The sequence below is a fragment of the Flavobacterium algoriphilum genome, from assembly GCF_048158655.1.
GTDB classification, from domain to species: Bacteria; Bacteroidota; Bacteroidia; order Flavobacteriales; family Flavobacteriaceae; genus Flavobacterium; species Flavobacterium algoriphilum.
Genome location: NZ_JBLNKY010000004.1, coordinates 89,698 through 106,523 on the forward strand (window position 1 = coordinate 89,698; position 16,826 = coordinate 106,523).

General features: G+C 32.2%; 7 protein-coding genes, 1 pseudogene and 1 CRISPR repeat array. All 8 genes and pseudogenes read left to right on the plus strand.

Features of this window, described 5'->3' with window-relative positions; genetic code table 11:
* The first annotated feature begins 63 nt into the window (after nt 1-63).
* The 8 genes and pseudogenes from ACM55G_RS08835 (at nt 64) to ACM55G_RS08870 (ending at nt 16,781) form a co-directional block, all read left to right on the plus strand.
* Nucleotides 64-1,251 carry an aspartate aminotransferase family protein gene (locus ACM55G_RS08835; protein WP_416843545.1) on the plus strand — a complete coding sequence of 396 codons (1,188 nt, stop codon included), beginning with the start codon at nt 64-66 and terminating at the stop codon, nt 1,249-1,251.
* Nucleotides 1,252-1,564: 313 nt separating this feature from the next.
* Nucleotides 1,565-2,962 carry a tetratricopeptide repeat protein gene (locus ACM55G_RS08840; protein WP_416843546.1) on the plus strand — a complete coding sequence of 466 codons (1,398 nt, stop codon included), beginning with the start codon at nt 1,565-1,567 and terminating at the stop codon, nt 2,960-2,962.
* The gene (locus ACM55G_RS08845) at nt 2,962-3,711 is read left to right on the plus strand and encodes a shikimate dehydrogenase family protein (protein ID WP_416843548.1); all 750 of its coding nucleotides are present in this window, start codon (nt 2,962-2,964) and stop codon (nt 3,709-3,711) included. The genes ACM55G_RS08840 and ACM55G_RS08845 overlap by 1 nt, the downstream gene beginning before the upstream one ends.
* Before the next feature lie 307 nt (nt 3,712-4,018).
* Nucleotides 4,019-8,674: a type II CRISPR RNA-guided endonuclease Cas9 gene (cas9, locus tag ACM55G_RS08850; protein WP_416843549.1), complete on the plus strand. Its 4,656-nt coding sequence runs from the start codon at nt 4,019-4,021 to the stop codon at nt 8,672-8,674.
* 213 nt (nt 8,675-8,887) lie between these two features.
* Nucleotides 8,888-9,310 (plus strand): annotated as a pseudogene (gene tnpA, locus ACM55G_RS08855) (IS200/IS605 family transposase).
* A 210-nt stretch (nt 9,311-9,520) separates the two neighbouring features.
* Complete coding sequence (cas1, locus tag ACM55G_RS08860; RefSeq protein WP_416843550.1) at nt 9,521-10,417, plus strand: type II CRISPR-associated endonuclease Cas1; 897 nt, start codon at nt 9,521-9,523, stop codon at nt 10,415-10,417.
* The gene (gene cas2 / locus ACM55G_RS08865; RefSeq protein WP_416843551.1) at nt 10,410-10,757 is read left to right on the plus strand and encodes a CRISPR-associated endonuclease Cas2; all 348 of its coding nucleotides are present in this window, start codon (nt 10,410-10,412) and stop codon (nt 10,755-10,757) included. Before cas1 ends, cas2 begins: the two co-directional genes overlap by 8 nt.
* A 117-nt stretch (nt 10,758-10,874) precedes the next feature.
* Nucleotides 10,875-14,409: direct repeats of the CRISPR family, unit length 46 nt; unit sequence GTTGGGAATTATAAGCTAAAATACAATTTTGAAAGCAATTCACAAC.
* Between the two features lie 350 nt (nt 14,410-14,759).
* Nucleotides 14,760-16,781, plus strand: coding sequence for a DUF349 domain-containing protein (locus ACM55G_RS08870; protein WP_416843552.1), 2,022 nt, complete (start codon nt 14,760-14,762; stop codon nt 16,779-16,781).
* Nucleotides 16,782-16,826 lie beyond the last annotated feature (45 nt).

Here is a 16,826-nt window from a genome sequence, read left to right on the forward strand (position 1 = left end):
CTTAGATTAAAGACTGCAGGCTTAAGACCGCAATTCACTCATAAACGATTAAACAAATAAAAATTGAATACTGATTTCTTAAAATACCAAGCACAGACTTCTCCGTATCCATTGGGTATGGAAGTATCACATGCAGTTGGTTCGTATATTTACGACTCCACTAATAAAAAATACTTGGATTTTGTGGCGGGAGTTTCCGCTTGCACATTGGGACATCAACACCCGAGAGTCAATCAAGCCATCAAAGATCAGTTAGACAAATATTCACACGTCATGGTCTATGGGGAATATTCCCAAAGTCCTGCAGTCCAGTATTGCAAACTATTAGCCTCGCTCCTGCCCGCACCTTTAGACAAAACCTATTTGGTCAATTCAGGGACAGAAGCGATTGAAGGCGCTTTAAAACTCGCCAGACGAACCACAGGAAGAAGCCAATTGATTTCGTGCCACAATGCTTATCATGGAAATACTATGGGATCTATGAGCGTTATGGGATTTGAAGAGCGTAAAAGAATTTTTCGCCCGTTGATCCCTGATGTCGATTTTATCACATTCAATAACGAAGAAGATTTACAAAAAATAACAACCAAAACCGCAGGGATTATTCTGGAAACCATTCAAGGTGGAGCCGGATTTATTCAGCCACACAATAATTTCCTTAAAAAAGTCCGCCAACGATGTACTGAAGTGGGTGCGATTATGATTCTCGACGAAATCCAACCGGGTTTTGGGAGAACTGGAAAACTTTTTGGATTCCAAAATTACGATGTCGTTCCAGATATTGTGGTGATGGGAAAAGGAATGGGTGGCGGCATGCCTGTAGGAGCTTTTACGGCTTCATCTGCCATGATGGATTTGTTGAGCGACAATCCTAAACTGGGACATATCACTACTTTTGGAGGCCACCCTGTCATTGCGTCAGCCTGTTTGGCGACTTTGCAGGAAATTACTGAGACCAACCTCATGGCCGAAGCATTGGAAAAAGAAAAGCTATTTAGAACACTTTTGGTACATCCTTTGATAATAGAAATAAGAGGAAAAGGATTAATGCTGGCAGCAATGACCAAAAGTCCCGATATAACAAACGAAGTGATTCTCAAATGTCAAGACAAAGGACTCATTTTATTTTGGTTATTATTTGAAGGATGCGCCATTAGAATAACACCTCCGTTGACCATTTCTGAAGAAGAAGTACGAGAAGGTTGCCGCATCATGCTTGAAGTAATGGATGAAATGATGAGTGAAGAATGATGATTAACGATTTTTGATTGCAGAAGTAGCAACATTGCTAACATATCAAATAGATATTCAAAACAATAAAAAAAATTGGGAGCTATTTCCCGCTATCCGTTGCAATCCACGCGAAAAACGTGGGATTTTCACTTTAAACGAAGTTCACTGAATTCCAATTAAAATAAAAGTACAGTGAAGTAATCAGGGCTATGGCATAAATTTATACCAAAGCTTTTTTTGTTAATTAAATTGTTCACAACAATTCTGACTTTCCCTCACATTCCAAGCACGATTACCTACATTTATTTAGGCCAAATTAAAAACACACAGTATGCAATTAAGCAACGAAGAAGACGACTATAACTTATCATTGTCTAAATTTGAGTCCATGTTGAAAACCAACAAAGTTCTCTTTTTTGACTCCGAAGAATTTGAAGAAATTATTCTTCATTATCTCGATATGGGTAAGGCCGCTTTGGCAAAAAAAGCACTCAAACTGGCATTGGAACAACATCCAAAATCTACAGGACTAAAACTAGTTCAAGTGGAAATGCTTGTCTATGATGACAAACTCGAATTAGCCGAAAAGCTATTGAATGAGTTGTACGCTATTGAACCAACCAATGAAGAAATTTACATTCAAAAAGCCAACATCTGTTCTAAAAGAGATCAGCATGAGAAGGCTGTTGAAATGTTAAAAATAGCCTTACAATACACGGATGATTATGCCGATGTCTATAATTTAATAGGCATGGAATATCTTTTTATGGATAATCTTGAAATGGCCAAAGAAAGCTTTATCAAGTGTCTGGAAGAAGATCTGGAAGACCAATCCGCATTATACAACGTTGTGTATTGTTTTGAATTTTTAGATCAAAATCAAGAGGCTATTGCCTATTTGAACAAATACATTGACCAAAATCCCTACAGCGAAATCGCTTGGCACCAATTAGGCCGTTTGCATTACGGTGTAAAAGAATATGAAAATGCGATTCGCGCTTTTGATTATGCTACTTTAATCGATGATGAATTCCTTGGCGCTTTCATGGAGAAAGCCAAAGCTTATGAACGTTTAAGAAAATACGCTGAGGCAATAGAAAGTTATAGTAGAACCATCGAATTAGACGATGCAACATCCTATGCGTTACTTCGAATGGGAAAATGCTATGAAAAGTTAGGAAATAAGGTATTAGCATTAAAATACTTTAATCAAACCGTTCATGAAGATCCGCTTTTAGACAAAGGATGGATTGCCATAACGGACTTTTACGTCCGTCAAAAAAATTATCAAAAAGCATTGTTTTTTGTCAACAAAGCATTAGCAATTGACAACCAAAATCGTCTGTATTGGAAACGCTTTGCAACCATTAATAAACAAATGAACTTTTTTGAAGAAGCGGAACTTGGCTACAGGAAAGCCGTGGAATTTGGTGATTACGGTTTAGACACTTGGTTGTTTTGGGTGGACATTCTTCAGTTTTTAGGGGAATTCGAAAGTGCTATTCAAACTTTATTGCAAGCTTCCGAATATTTTCCAGAAGAGAATGAAGTGGAATACCGTTTGGCTGGATTGTACTTTATGATTACGCAAAACACTAAGGCAAAATTCCATTTAAGCAATGCCATGCGATTGAATTTTGACAACTATATTCTATTAGAAGATTTATTCCCAGTGGTTTGGACAAAAAAAATGGTTCAAAATTATATTGCAAAACATAAAAAATTATAATGGTTGACATAGTTAGAAAACGCTTTGGTTTATTAGGACGAAACATTCATTATTCTTTTTCAAAAGGATATTTTACCGATAAATTTAATAATGAGAACTTCACAGGTTGTACTTATGAGAATTTCGACATTCCTGAAATATCCTCTTTTCCCGAAATAATTAAAAACACTTCGGATTTAAAAGGATTAAATGTTACCATTCCGTACAAGGAAACAGTAATTCCATTTCTCGATAAATTATCTAAAAAAGCAGCGCAAATTGGTGCTGTAAATACGATTAAAATTACCAAAAAAGGAAAATTGAAAGGATACAATACAGACTATTATGGTTTCAAAAAATCATTAGAACCTTTATTGCAGCCTCACCATAAAAAAGCCTTAATTTTAGGAACAGGAGGCGCTTCTAAAGGAGTGGCTTTTGCTCTGGATGAATTGAATATTCCATACACTTTTGTTTCCCGAGAAGCCAAAGAAAATGCTGTCGATTATGACCGAATCAACGCGACAACATTTGATAATTATCAAATCATAATAAACGCTACACCAGTAGGAACAAGTCCTAATGTGGATGCATTCCCATTAATTCCGTATGAGTTTTTTACGAATAAGCATATTGCTTATGATTTGATTTACAATCCTGCCGAAACTCAATTTCTTAAAAAAGCCAAACAGCAAGGTGCCCAAATAAAAAACGGACTGGATATGTTAATTTTTCAAGCAGAGAAAGCCTGGAAGATTTGGAATAAATAAGTTTAGAAGTTCCCTCAATAATAGATCGTCTTGTTTTAAAATTAGGTTTACTCGTTTTGGGTAATGCTGTTTTAAAACAAGACGATTTTTTATATAAAAAAAAGCGACAACCGTAAAGATGCCGCTTTGAATGTTTTCACAACGGAATAATCCTTATTGTGAATTGCTTCAAAATTGTACTGCAAGTATACAACAAAAGTTTTACTCTTCTATTGAGGTTTCCCGTAAAGCAATTAATTTTCTTTTGATTAAATTTCGAGATTAATTTACAATCAGGAATAAATCATCAAAAAATACTGCTATAAAAATGAAAAAAATATTAGGATTAGATTTGGGGACGAATAGTATTGGCTGGGCATTGACGAATAACGACTTCACCAATAAACTTGGAAATATTGAAGGATTAGGAAGCAGAATAATCCCTATGAGTCAAGATGTTCTTGGTAAGTTTGATAGTGGCGTTTCTATTTCTCAAACTGCTGAAAGAACAAAATATCGCGGAACTAGAAGATTAGTCCAACGCTTCTTATTAAGAAGAGAACGGCTTCATAGAGTCCTGAACATTCTTAATTTTCTTCCTCAACATTATTCCGAAGCCATTGATTTTGATAAAAAGTTTGGACAATTTAAACCTGAAAGAGAAGAAAAATTGTCTTTTTATAAAAATGAAAGTGGCAAAAACCAATTTTTATTTTTGGAAAGCCACCAAGAAATGCTTGCTGAATTTAAATTAACCAATCCTGATTTAAAACAAGTTCCATATGATTGGACAATTTATTATTTAAGAAAAAAAGCATTAACACAAAAAATATCTAAAGAAGAACTTGCCTGGGTATTGCTAAACTTCAATCAAAAAAGAGGATATTATCAATTGCGTGGAGAAGAAAAAGAAGAGAACAAAAATAAACTAGAGGAATTTCATACCCTTACGGTTGTTGACGTGATTGAAAGAGAAAAAGGAAAATCAGGTATTTGGTACAACGTAATTCTTGAAAACGGTTGGATTTATAAACGAGAAAGCAAAATCGCATTATTTGACTGGGTTGGTAAACAAAAGAATTTTATTGTTACTACTGAATTAAATGATGACGGAACTGTAAAACTCAATAAAGAAAATGAAGAGAAGAGAAGTTTTAGGTCTCCAAAGGAAGACGATTGGGGATTACGAAAAATTAGAACTGAACAAACCATTAATCAGAGTGGAAAATCGGTTGGCTCTTATATCTATGAAGAACTTTTAAAAAATCCAAATCAAAAAATAAAAGGAGAATTAGTTCGAACCATTGAAAGACATTATTATAAAAGTGAACTTAAACAGATACTTGAAACTCAAATTGTTTTTCATAAAAATACTTTAAACGATAGAAATCTTTATAAAAAAAGTATTGATGAACTATACAGACACAATGATTCTCATAAAAACAACATTAAAGACAGAGGTTTTGACTATTTGTTTTTAGATGATATTATTTATTATCAACGTCCTTTAAAAAGTAAAACTTCATTGATAAGCGATTGTAGTTTAGAAGTTATCCCTATTAAAGATAAAAAGGGTATTTTGGTAAAAGACACCAATGGAAAGCAAGTTTTAAAACCTTTGAAATGTATTGCAAAATCAAATCCGATTTTTCAGGAATTCAGACTATTACAATTTGTAAAAAATCTTAAAATTTTCAAAAAAGAAATAGTAAATGAAATTGATGTAACCAATGATTATTTAAAAACTGAAGAAGACGTAGTAGAATTATTTAATTGGCTAAACGATAAAGCTGAAATCAGTCAAAAACAATTTTTAGCGTATCCAAAATTCAAGCTAAAAGAAGATCGATTCAGATGGAATTTTGTAGAAGACAAAATCTATCCTTGTAACGAAACCAGAAATCAATTTTTGAATGCCATTGCAAAGATTGATGTAGATAAAACTTTTTTTGATGCCAAAAACACTCAAGATTTATGGCATATTTTATATTCGGTTACTGATAAAATCGAAATTACAAAAGCAATTACAACTTTTGCCAAACGACATAATTTATCTGATGAATTTATAGCAAATTTTTCTAAATTAAAACCTTATAAAAAAGATTATGGTTCTTATTCTGAAAAAGCAATAAAGAAATTATTGACATTAATGCGTTTTGGAAGTAATTGGGACGAAAAGAATATCGATACTAAAACTTTGGCAAGAATTGACAAAATACAAACAGGGGAATTTGATGAAAACATAAAAACTCGTGTTCGATTCAAAGCCATTGATTTAAACAACATTACTAATTTTCAAAATTTACCTCTATGGCTAGCATCTTACATTATTTACGACAGACACAATGAAGCTAGTGATATTTCGAAATGGAAAACTCCCGCAGACATTGAACACTTTTTGAAACACGATTTCAAACAGCATTCCCTCAGAAATCCAATTGTAGAACAAGTTATCACAGAAACTTTACGCGTTGTAAAAGACATTTGGCAACATTATGGAGAAGGCAAAGAAAACTTTTTCAATGAAATTCATATTGAGTTAGGTCGTGAAATGAAAAACGACAAAGCGACTCGTGAAAGAATGACCAAACAAATTTCTCAAAACGAAAACACAAACTTGCGAATCAAAGCTATTTTAACGGAATTAAAAAATGATGGTATAAATGATGTACGCCCCTATTCACCAAGTCAACAAGAAATTCTAAAAATTTACGAAGAAGGTATTTATAGCAGTGAAACTAGAAAAGAAAAATTAGAAGACATTGATAAAATCAGGAAGAATGCAAAACCTACAACTTCTGAAATTATCAAATACAAACTTTGGCTGGAACAAGGTTATATTTCGCCATATACAGGAAAACTAATACCGTTAAGTGATTTATTTACAACCAAATATCAAATCGAACACATTATTCCACAATCAAGATTATTTGATGACTCGTTATCCAATAAAGTCATTTGTGAATCTGAAGTAAATGATTTGAAAGGAAACAAGACTGCATTAAAATTCATCCTGAAAAATGAAGACCGAATTGTAACCTTAACTGGTGGAAAAACAGTTAAAATTTTCACTAAAGAAGCTTATAACCAACACATCACTAGTTATTATGCTAAAAATAAAAACAAGCAAAAACGGTTATTAAGTGAAGAAATTCCAGAAAAATTTATCGAAAGACAATTAAACGATACTAAATACATCAGTAAAATTGTAAAGAATCTTTTGAGTAAAATAGTTCGAGAAGATGATGAACAAGAAGTAACCTCAAAACATATCGTTTCCTTAAATGGATCAATCACTTCAAAAATGAAACAAGATTGGGGCTTGAATGATGTTTGGAACAAAATAATTACACCTCGCTTTGAACGTTTGAATTCTATTACTAATTCTAACGATTTTGGTCAATTAGAACTCAAAAAAGATGAATTTGGAAACACTGGAAAACAAGTTTTTCAAACTACAGTGCCAGATGCCATTGCAAAAGGTTTTTCTAAAAAAAGAATTGACCATCGCCATCACGCTTTAGACGCTTTGGTAATTGCTTGTGTGAATAAAACACACATCAACTATTTAAACAATCTAAATGCTAAAGATGAAAATGACAAATCAATCAAACACGAATTAAGGAACAAACTTTGCTTTAAAACGAAAACAGATGCAAATGGAAATTACAAATGGGAATTTTACAAACCTTGGGAGAATTTTACAAAAAAAGCAGAAGATGAATTGAATCAAACTATTATTAGCTTCAAGCAAAACACTAGGGTTATCAACAAAACGGTAAACAAATATCAAGTTTGGAAAGAAGAAGATGGTACAAAGAAAAAAATCACTACCAAACAAACAAAAGGAGATAATTGGGCGATTAGAAAACCAATGCACGCAGAAACTGTAAGTGGAAAAGTATTATTAAAACGAATCAAACAAAGTCATATTACTGTTGCAAATTCGATTGAACAAGTAGAATTGATTGTTGATACAAACGTTAAAAAACAACTAAAAGAAAAAATCAAGTTATATTCAAACAATAGTGAGGGTGTAAAAAAACACCTCAAAGCTTTTCCAGTAATGATCGACGGAAAAGCTATTGACAAAGTTCAGATTTATGAAAAGATAGAAGCCACAGCAACTCGAAAAACACTTGATGTTACTTTTGACGAAAAAAGAATTGAGAAAATAACTGATACAGGAATACAAAAAATTCTATTAAATCATCTTAAACAAGAAATATATCAAAATGCTATTGATGAAAATGGTAAAAAAATTCCAGCTCACGAAGTTGCTTTTTCTGAAAATGGATTAGATGAATTAAATAAAAACATTACCCTATTAAATAATGGTAAAAAACATCAACCAATAAAGAAAGTTAGAGTTTTTGAAGAAAGTGGAAGGTTCTTTCTTGGAGATACAGGAAACAAAAAACATAAATTTGTAGAGACCGCATCAGGAACTAATCTGTTCTTTGCTATTTACAAAGACAATAGTGGTAAAAGAAATTACAAAACTATTCCATTAAATGAAATCATTGAAAGTCAAAAATTAGGTGCTTTTGAAAATCTAAAACCAAATGAATGCTCAGTTCCAAATATGTCTATAGATGAAAAAAATCAAGAATTATCTTCTCTTTTATTTTATCTAAATCCTAATGATTTAGTATTTGTACCTACTATTGAAGAAATTGAAAACCCTAACAACATTAATATACAAAACTTTACAAAAGAGCAAAATCAAAGAATATATAAATTTACCGATAGTAGTGATACAACTTGTAATTTCATACCCGCAAGCACTTCGAGCTTAATATTCAGTATAACAAAAAAAGATCAAGAGAAAATTGGTTTGAATTATCCTATACAAAATGAATATGGTTTAGGAAGCCCTCAATCAAAAAATCAAAATTCTTTAAACGGAATTCAAATTAAATCTGTTTGTTGGAAACTAGAAGTTGATAGACTTGGAAAAATTAAAAAAATCATCCGAGGATAAATTATTCTTGCAAAAATCAATAGAATTGGGCTTTAGCCCATTCGATAAAAATATAAATAAATAAAAAGGGCTTTAGCCAAAAATATTTCGGCTAAAGCCTAATTAGAGATAAATTTAATATCCTCCATTTAAAAATGGAGGCAATTCATAAAATGGAGACAATTGATAGAATAGATAAAATTCAAAAATTGTAAGCAATTTAAATATGAAATTATGCCTTATATCAAAACCTATATTCATTTTGTTTGGAGTACAAAAAACAGAATTCCTTTTTTGGATAATAAAGAATTAAGACAAAAAGTTTGGCACCATATCAAAGAAAATGCCAAATAGAAAGGGATTTTTGTTGATTTTGTTAATGGATATACGGATCATTGTCATTGTTTGGTTTCCTTGGGAGCTGATCAAACCATTCAAAAAATAATGCAAATCATAAAAGGAGAATCTTCGTTTTGGATTAACAAAAACAAATTGTGTTTAGATAAATTTGAATGGCAGGATGAATATTTTGCGGTTTCGGTTTCAGAATCTATGGTTGATAAAGTTCGAAATTACATTAAAAACCAAGAAGAACATCATAGCAAACAAACATTCCAAAGAGAATACTACGAATTTATTGCTAAATACAAATTTTAAAAAGAATAGAATTTGGCTAAAGCCATTTGCATTATTATAATTTTTTCCCCTCCAGCTAAAGCTGGAGGCAATTCAAAAGCTGGAGGCAATTCAATAAATTGGAATGAATTCAAAATCAATAGGATTGGGCTTTAGCCCATTCAACAATATATAAAATAATTCAAATGGCTTTAACCAAAATATTTTATGAAGCATTTTTAAATCCAAAAAATGATAAAACGAACCCTTTTTTTCGGCAATCCTGCTTATTTGAGTACCAAAAACGAGCAAATAGTCATCTCGTATCCTGACAAGGATCAAGAGACCAAAACCGTGGCTATCGAAGACATTGGCGTTATCGTTCTGGAAAACCAACAAATCACGATTACAAATGGCTTATTAGAAAAACTAATTCATAATAATGTAGCACTTATTAATTGTGACCAATACCATTTACCTATTGGTTTGTTAATGCCTTTGAACGGTCATACAGAACAATCTGAACGGTTCAAAAACCAAATTAATGCTTCTACCCCGCTCAAAAAGAATTTGTGGCAACAAACCATTAGTTCCAAAATCATGAACCAAGCAGGAGTACTGAAAGAAAAAGGAATTCCAATGCGTAAAATGGAGCTTTGGGCAAAGGAAGTAACTTCCGGTGATGCACTCAATCACGAATCAAGAGCGGCAGTATATTATTGGCAAAATCTCATCCAAATAGAAAATTTTACCCGAGGACAAAAAGGAATTCCACCCAATAATTTGTTGAATTATGGCTACGCCATCCTACGAGCTATTACGGCACGAGCTATAGTTAGTTCTGGAATGCTGCCCACTTTAGGCATTTTTCATCGCAATAAATACAATGCCTATTGCCTTGCCGATGATATTATGGAACCGTATCGTCCGTATGTTGATTTAATTGTGTGCCACATCATGGAAACTGAAGATACATTTGAAGAATTGACCATTGACATCAAAAAACAATTATTAAGTATTGCTACGATTGATGTATTTATAGACGGAAAAAATAGTCCATTGATGGTCGCAATGAGTAGAACAACACATTCCTTACACGAATGTTTTGAAGGAACAGCAAGGAAAATTTTATACCCTGTTTATGTATGATGAACATTACACCCGTTTAAACCAATATAGAAGTTTGTGGATATTAGTATTTTTTGATTTGCCCACGGAAACGCGTAAAGAACGCAAAATAGCCAGTACATTTCGTAAGAAATTATTAGACGATGGCTTTTCCATGTTTCAATTTTCGATCTACATGCGCTTTTGTGCCAGCAGGGAAAATGCCGAAGTACACACTAAAAGAATAAAAAATAACTTACCCGAACATGGTAAAATTGGCTTCATGCAAATAACCGACAAACAATTTGGGATGATGGAACTTTTTTATGGAAAAAAACTCGTAGAAACAGACAAACCTTCACAACAATTAGAATTATTTTAGTCTTACAGGATTAGAAAAAAGACTAGCGTGCTCTATTACAACATATAAACACTTCCTTTTTTCGATTTCAAAATTAACTCATAACTACCAACATATCAAACGATTGAATCGCGGTATGTTGGGAATTATAAGCTAAAATACAATTTTGAAAGCAATTCACAACTATGGCAGCAAATAGATTAAATGCATCAGGGTTGGGAATTATAAGCTAAAATACAATTTTGAAAGCAATTCACAACGGCAATCATCGGAATAATAAAAAGATTCTAGTTGGGAATTATAAGCTAAAATACAATTTTGAAAGCAATTCACAACGAAAAAATACTAAACATCCTAAGAGTTTACGTTGGGAATTATAAGCTAAAATACAATTTTGAAAGCAATTCACAACGAATAGCTTCTTTATTTCACATGTTCAGAGTTGGGAATTATAAGCTAAAATACAATTTTGAAAGCAATTCACAACAAGGCTGTCACCAAGTAAAAAAATACTCTCGTTGGGAATTATAAGCTAAAATACAATTTTGAAAGCAATTCACAACAGAGGGAGCTTTACGTGTTTAGGGATACTTGTTGGGAATTATAAGCTAAAATACAATTTTGAAAGCAATTCACAACAGAATGTTGGGCAGTAATATTAAATCATCAGTTGGGAATTATAAGCTAAAATACAATTTTGAAAGCAATTCACAACGTGGAAAGCATTAACTAACAATGGTAATGTGTTGGGAATTATAAGCTAAAATACAATTTTGAAAGCAATTCACAACAGATGCAGTATGTATAAATATTTGTCGTTCGTTGGGAATTATAAGCTAAAATACAATTTTGAAAGCAATTCACAACGGTATGTTGTACGAGCTGTTAACTTCTTCAGTTGGGAATTATAAGCTAAAATACAATTTTGAAAGCAATTCACAACAAATGTGACTGGAGGGAATTATTATTTTACGTTGGGAATTATAAGCTAAAATACAATTTTGAAAGCAATTCACAACCTGGCGAGCGCACTGGTTAATACTTACGAGTTGGGAATTATAAGCTAAAATACAATTTTGAAAGCAATTCACAACGCCATTAGCTTAATTGTCACAAGGTCGGCAGTTGGGAATTATAAGCTAAAATACAATTTTGAAAGCAATTCACAACGCTAGGTGAATGCTATTTATTTTGCGCATCGTTGGGAATTATAAGCTAAAATACAATTTTGAAAGCAATTCACAACAAGCAATCGAAGCCCTAGCCAACAGCGACGGTTGGGAATTATAAGCTAAAATACAATTTTGAAAGCAATTCACAACAAGAGTTGTGAAATTGAGAATGTAGCAGAAGTTGGGAATTATAAGCTAAAATACAATTTTGAAAGCAATTCACAACAGAAACACACCGAATTACAAAATCAGAAGGTTGGGAATTATAAGCTAAAATACAATTTTGAAAGCAATTCACAACAGAGAGACTGCTTTCAAACAACCTGATAAAGTTGGGAATTATAAGCTAAAATACAATTTTGAAAGCAATTCACAACTAAAATACACACTTCATGAATTACGAGTTTGTTGGGAATTATAAGCTAAAATACAATTTTGAAAGCAATTCACAACTTCCTTCTGACAAACCCTCGACACTCACTGGTTGGGAATTATAAGCTAAAATACAATTTTGAAAGCAATTCACAACATTTTTACCCTGAAGGTAACTGCAATGAAAGTTGGGAATTATAAGCTAAAATACAATTTTGAAAGCAATTCACAACTAACGAAGCATTTACACAAAATCAAGAATGGTTGGGAATTATAAGCTAAAATACAATTTTGAAAGCAATTCACAACAAGTAGGTTCTGTTGTTATGATCGTAGTTGGTTGGGAATTATAAGCTAAAATACAATTTTGAAAGCAATTCACAACTAAAAAAGACGGGACAAAAATGAGAACAATGTTGGGAATTATAAGCTAAAATACAATTTTGAAAGCAATTCACAACATAACGGCACTTCTGATTGGAATACCCTATGTTGGGAATTATAAGCTAAAATACAATTTTGAAAGCAATTCACAACGCATACCTCCTCCAATAGAAGAATTTAAATGTTGGGAATTATAAGCTAAAATACAATTTTGAAAGCAATTCACAACACGAAAGTTTGAAGCTGTTGCTCGTTTGCGGTTGGGAATTATAAGCTAAAATACAATTTTGAAAGCAATTCACAACTCATTTTGGTAGGTTGTTTAAGTAAATTGCGTTGGGAATTATAAGCTAAAATACAATTTTGAAAGCAATTCACAACGATAAAGCAGTATAACTTAAGCTGGCTAAGTTGGGAATTATAAGCTAAAATACAATTTTGAAAGCAATTCACAACGTGTTGTCGCAATTGGTGCAGGGCTTTTCTGTTGGGAATTATAAGCTAAAATACAATTTTGAAAGCAATTCACAACGAAGAAGAAGAAAAGATACAAAACAATATAGTTGGGAATTATAAGCTAAAATACAATTTTGAAAGCAATTCACAACAAGAAGATAATCCTTCATTTATGTGCCGAGTTGGGAATTATAAGCTAAAATACAATTTTGAAAGCAATTCACAACTACTACAACCGTTAGTTAATATAGACGGCAGTTGGGAATTATAAGCTAAAATACAATTTTGAAAGCAATTCACAACAATAAGTCAGCACTTATTTTATGTTCTGATGTTGGGAATTATAAGCTAAAATACAATTTTGAAAGCAATTCACAACGGTTGAGTGATGTTTACGACATGACTTTTGGTTGGGAATTATAAGCTAAAATACAATTTTGAAAGCAATTCACAACATACATCCGTTTGTGTCACAATAATTCATGTTGGGAATTATAAGCTAAAATACAATTTTGAAAGCAATTCACAACCATATCTTTCTGTAGTTGTTTAATCGCAAAGTTGGGAATTATAAGCTAAAATACAATTTTGAAAGCAATTCACAACGGAAGGATTGATGATGATTTTGTTAGTTTTGTTGGGAATTATAAGCTAAAATACAATTTTGAAAGCAATTCACAACTATATTTCCACGCCTTCAATAGTTGCTTTAGTTGGGAATTATAAGCTAAAATACAATTTTGAAAGCAATTCACAACTAAAATCAGCATAACTCATATCTTCATATTGTTGGGAATTATAAGCTAAAATACAATTTTGAAAGCAATTCACAACTGCACAACTGTCGCATTCAAGAATAGATTTGTTGGGAATTATAAGCTAAAATACAATTTTGAAAGCAATTCACAACCTTCAACCCCATCCAATCGAAGGCGTTAACGTTGGGAATTATAAGCTAAAATACAATTTTGAAAGCAATTCACAACGGGTGTATCGCTAACTCGCGCCACCGTTTCGTTGGGAATTATAAGCTAAAATACAATTTTGAAAGCAATTCACAACCCGCGGTACCGTCTTGTAATCCCTTTATATGTTGGGAATTATAAGCTAAAATACAATTTTGAAAGCAATTCACAACCAAAGCCGCAAGTGCGGGAATTTAATCATGTTGGGAATTATAAGCTAAAATACAATTTTGAAAGCAATTCACAACTACAAGGGCGAGATATAATTAGCGGCATAGGTTGGGAATTATAAGCTAAAATACAATTTTGAAAGCAATTCACAACTAAGGGAAAATTTGGAATAAATAATAGAAAAAACTCATTTTTCGTACACGTACTCGTGTAAGTAAAAAAGCCATTTAAAAAGAGTGGATTTTGGTTTAAATCACTGAACTGTAGCAATTAAAAAAAATCCTGATTAATTCCCAAAACACTAGCCCTGATAACAGCGGCATCCTTTTTTATCCGCTTTTTTGGCGGATAAAAAAGATAAAGCGAATAGCAGGAAATTGCTTCAAAAAAAAAATTTTTTTAACATAAAACGACTCTAAATAAAGGAATTATTTTGTAATTTCATGCTCCTTTACTATCTTTCGTGTTCGATACCAAAAATAAAAACCTTATACATTGAAAAAATGTTAGAAGAAAAGAATGATAACCTGCTGGAAGCGGATGGAAGTTTAGAGAATAATTCATTTGAATTAAATCAATCAGATACTATTATGGAAACTGAAACTATTGACGAAAATAACGAAAGCGTAGCTACTCATTCTATTGACGAAAATGTTGCAACCCTGACAAGGAATGAGTTGGCACAAGATGAACTTACTATAGAAACTGAAAACCAATCGGTATTAAACGCAATTACAGAAGCTAATGCTGAAGAAAGTGAAGATGATACATTGAAAGAGCGTCACGATATTCCGATGCAGGATTATGAAACATTGTCTCTTGAAGCACTGGTTGAAGCACTTAAAAGTTTAGTTACCAGTGAAAAAGTGATGTCAGCAAAGGATCATATTGAAGAAATTAAAAAAGCATTCTTAGCCAAATACAACCACCTTCTTGAAGAGAAAAAAGAGGAATTTCTCGCAGAAAATCTAGATACAAATGAAGAATTTCAATATCATTCTCCGTTAAAAACCCAATTTGACAAATACTATTCTCTTTTTAGAGACACTAAAAATACACATTTCAAGAGTTTGCAAACAAATCTAAAAACCAATTTAGAAAATCGTTTGGCTATTGTTGAGGAATTGAAAGAGTTAATCAATCCGCAAGAAAACATCAAAGACACCTTAAAACACTTTAATGATTTAAGAGAACGATGGAAAAATGCGGGACCAATTCCTAAAGATAAATACAATCATGTTTGGAATAATTTCCATTTCCATGTGGAAAATTTTTATGACTATTTGCATCTTGATCGAGAAGCAAGAGACTTGGATTTCAAACACAATTTAGAGCAAAAACAAAAAATTGTCGCGCGTGTCGAAGAATTGGTTAAAGAAGCCGATATCAATAAGGCATTCCGCGAATTACAGGATTTACATCGAATTTGGAAAGAAGACATTGGCCCTGTTTCTAGAGAACATCGTGATGTAATTTGGAACAAGTTTAGCGATTTGACTAAACAAATGCATGATAAACGCGAAGTTCTGTTTGAAAATCAAAGAGGGACAGAACTTGAAAATTTAGAAAAGAAAAAAGAAATTATTGCCAAAATTGAAGTTTTAGCGACTGAAAAAGTGAATGCTCATTCACAGTGGTTGACTCAAATAGAAAAAATTGAAGCTTTAAGAACTGCTTTCTTCTCTGCTGGAAAAGTACCTTCGGATGTTAATGAAGAAACTTGGGCCAGTTTTAAAACTGCCGTTAGAAATTTTAATTCTTTCAAGAATTCATTTTATAAAGACATCAAAAAAGATCAAAACGACAATTTAAGCAAAAAAACAACTCTTGTTGCTAAAGCCAAAGAATTACAAGAAAGCACTGATTTCGAAGCGACTACACCTATCATGAAGCAAATTCAGGATGAGTGGAAACAAATAGGACATGTACCTAGAAAATATTCGGATAAAATCTGGAAAGAGTTTAAAGATGCCTGTAATCATTATTTTGACAAATTAAAAGAGCAAAAGAATGAGGAAAATGGCGAAGAAGTAGAAGCTTTTGATAATAAGAAAGCCTATTTAGAAACGTTGAGAGAATTCCAATTAACTGGTGATCACAAAACTGATTTAGATGCTATAAAATTACACATTGAAACTTGGAAAAACTTTGGAAAAGTGCCTTTTCCAAGAAGACATATCGAAGGAAAATTTAATAAAATCTTAGATGCTCTTTTTGAAAAATTAAGTTTGAGTAAAAAAGACACTGATATGATTCGTTTTGCCAATAGAATGGACAATCTATCCGAAAGTAATGACACGCGCAAACTGGATAACGAAAAGATATTTCTGATGCGTAAAATTGAGGAAGTTCAGAATGAAATTTTCCAACTGGAGAATAACATTCAGTTTTTTACCAATACCAGAAATGCAAAAAAAGAAAATTCTATTGTATTAGAAGTTCGTAAAAACATAGCTATTCACAAAGAAAGTCTTGATGTTTGGAAAGAAAAACTAAAACAATTGAGAAATTTGAAAATAGAATAATTTTAAGGAATTTTTCAAGATTACAAGATTACAAACCTCGTTCTT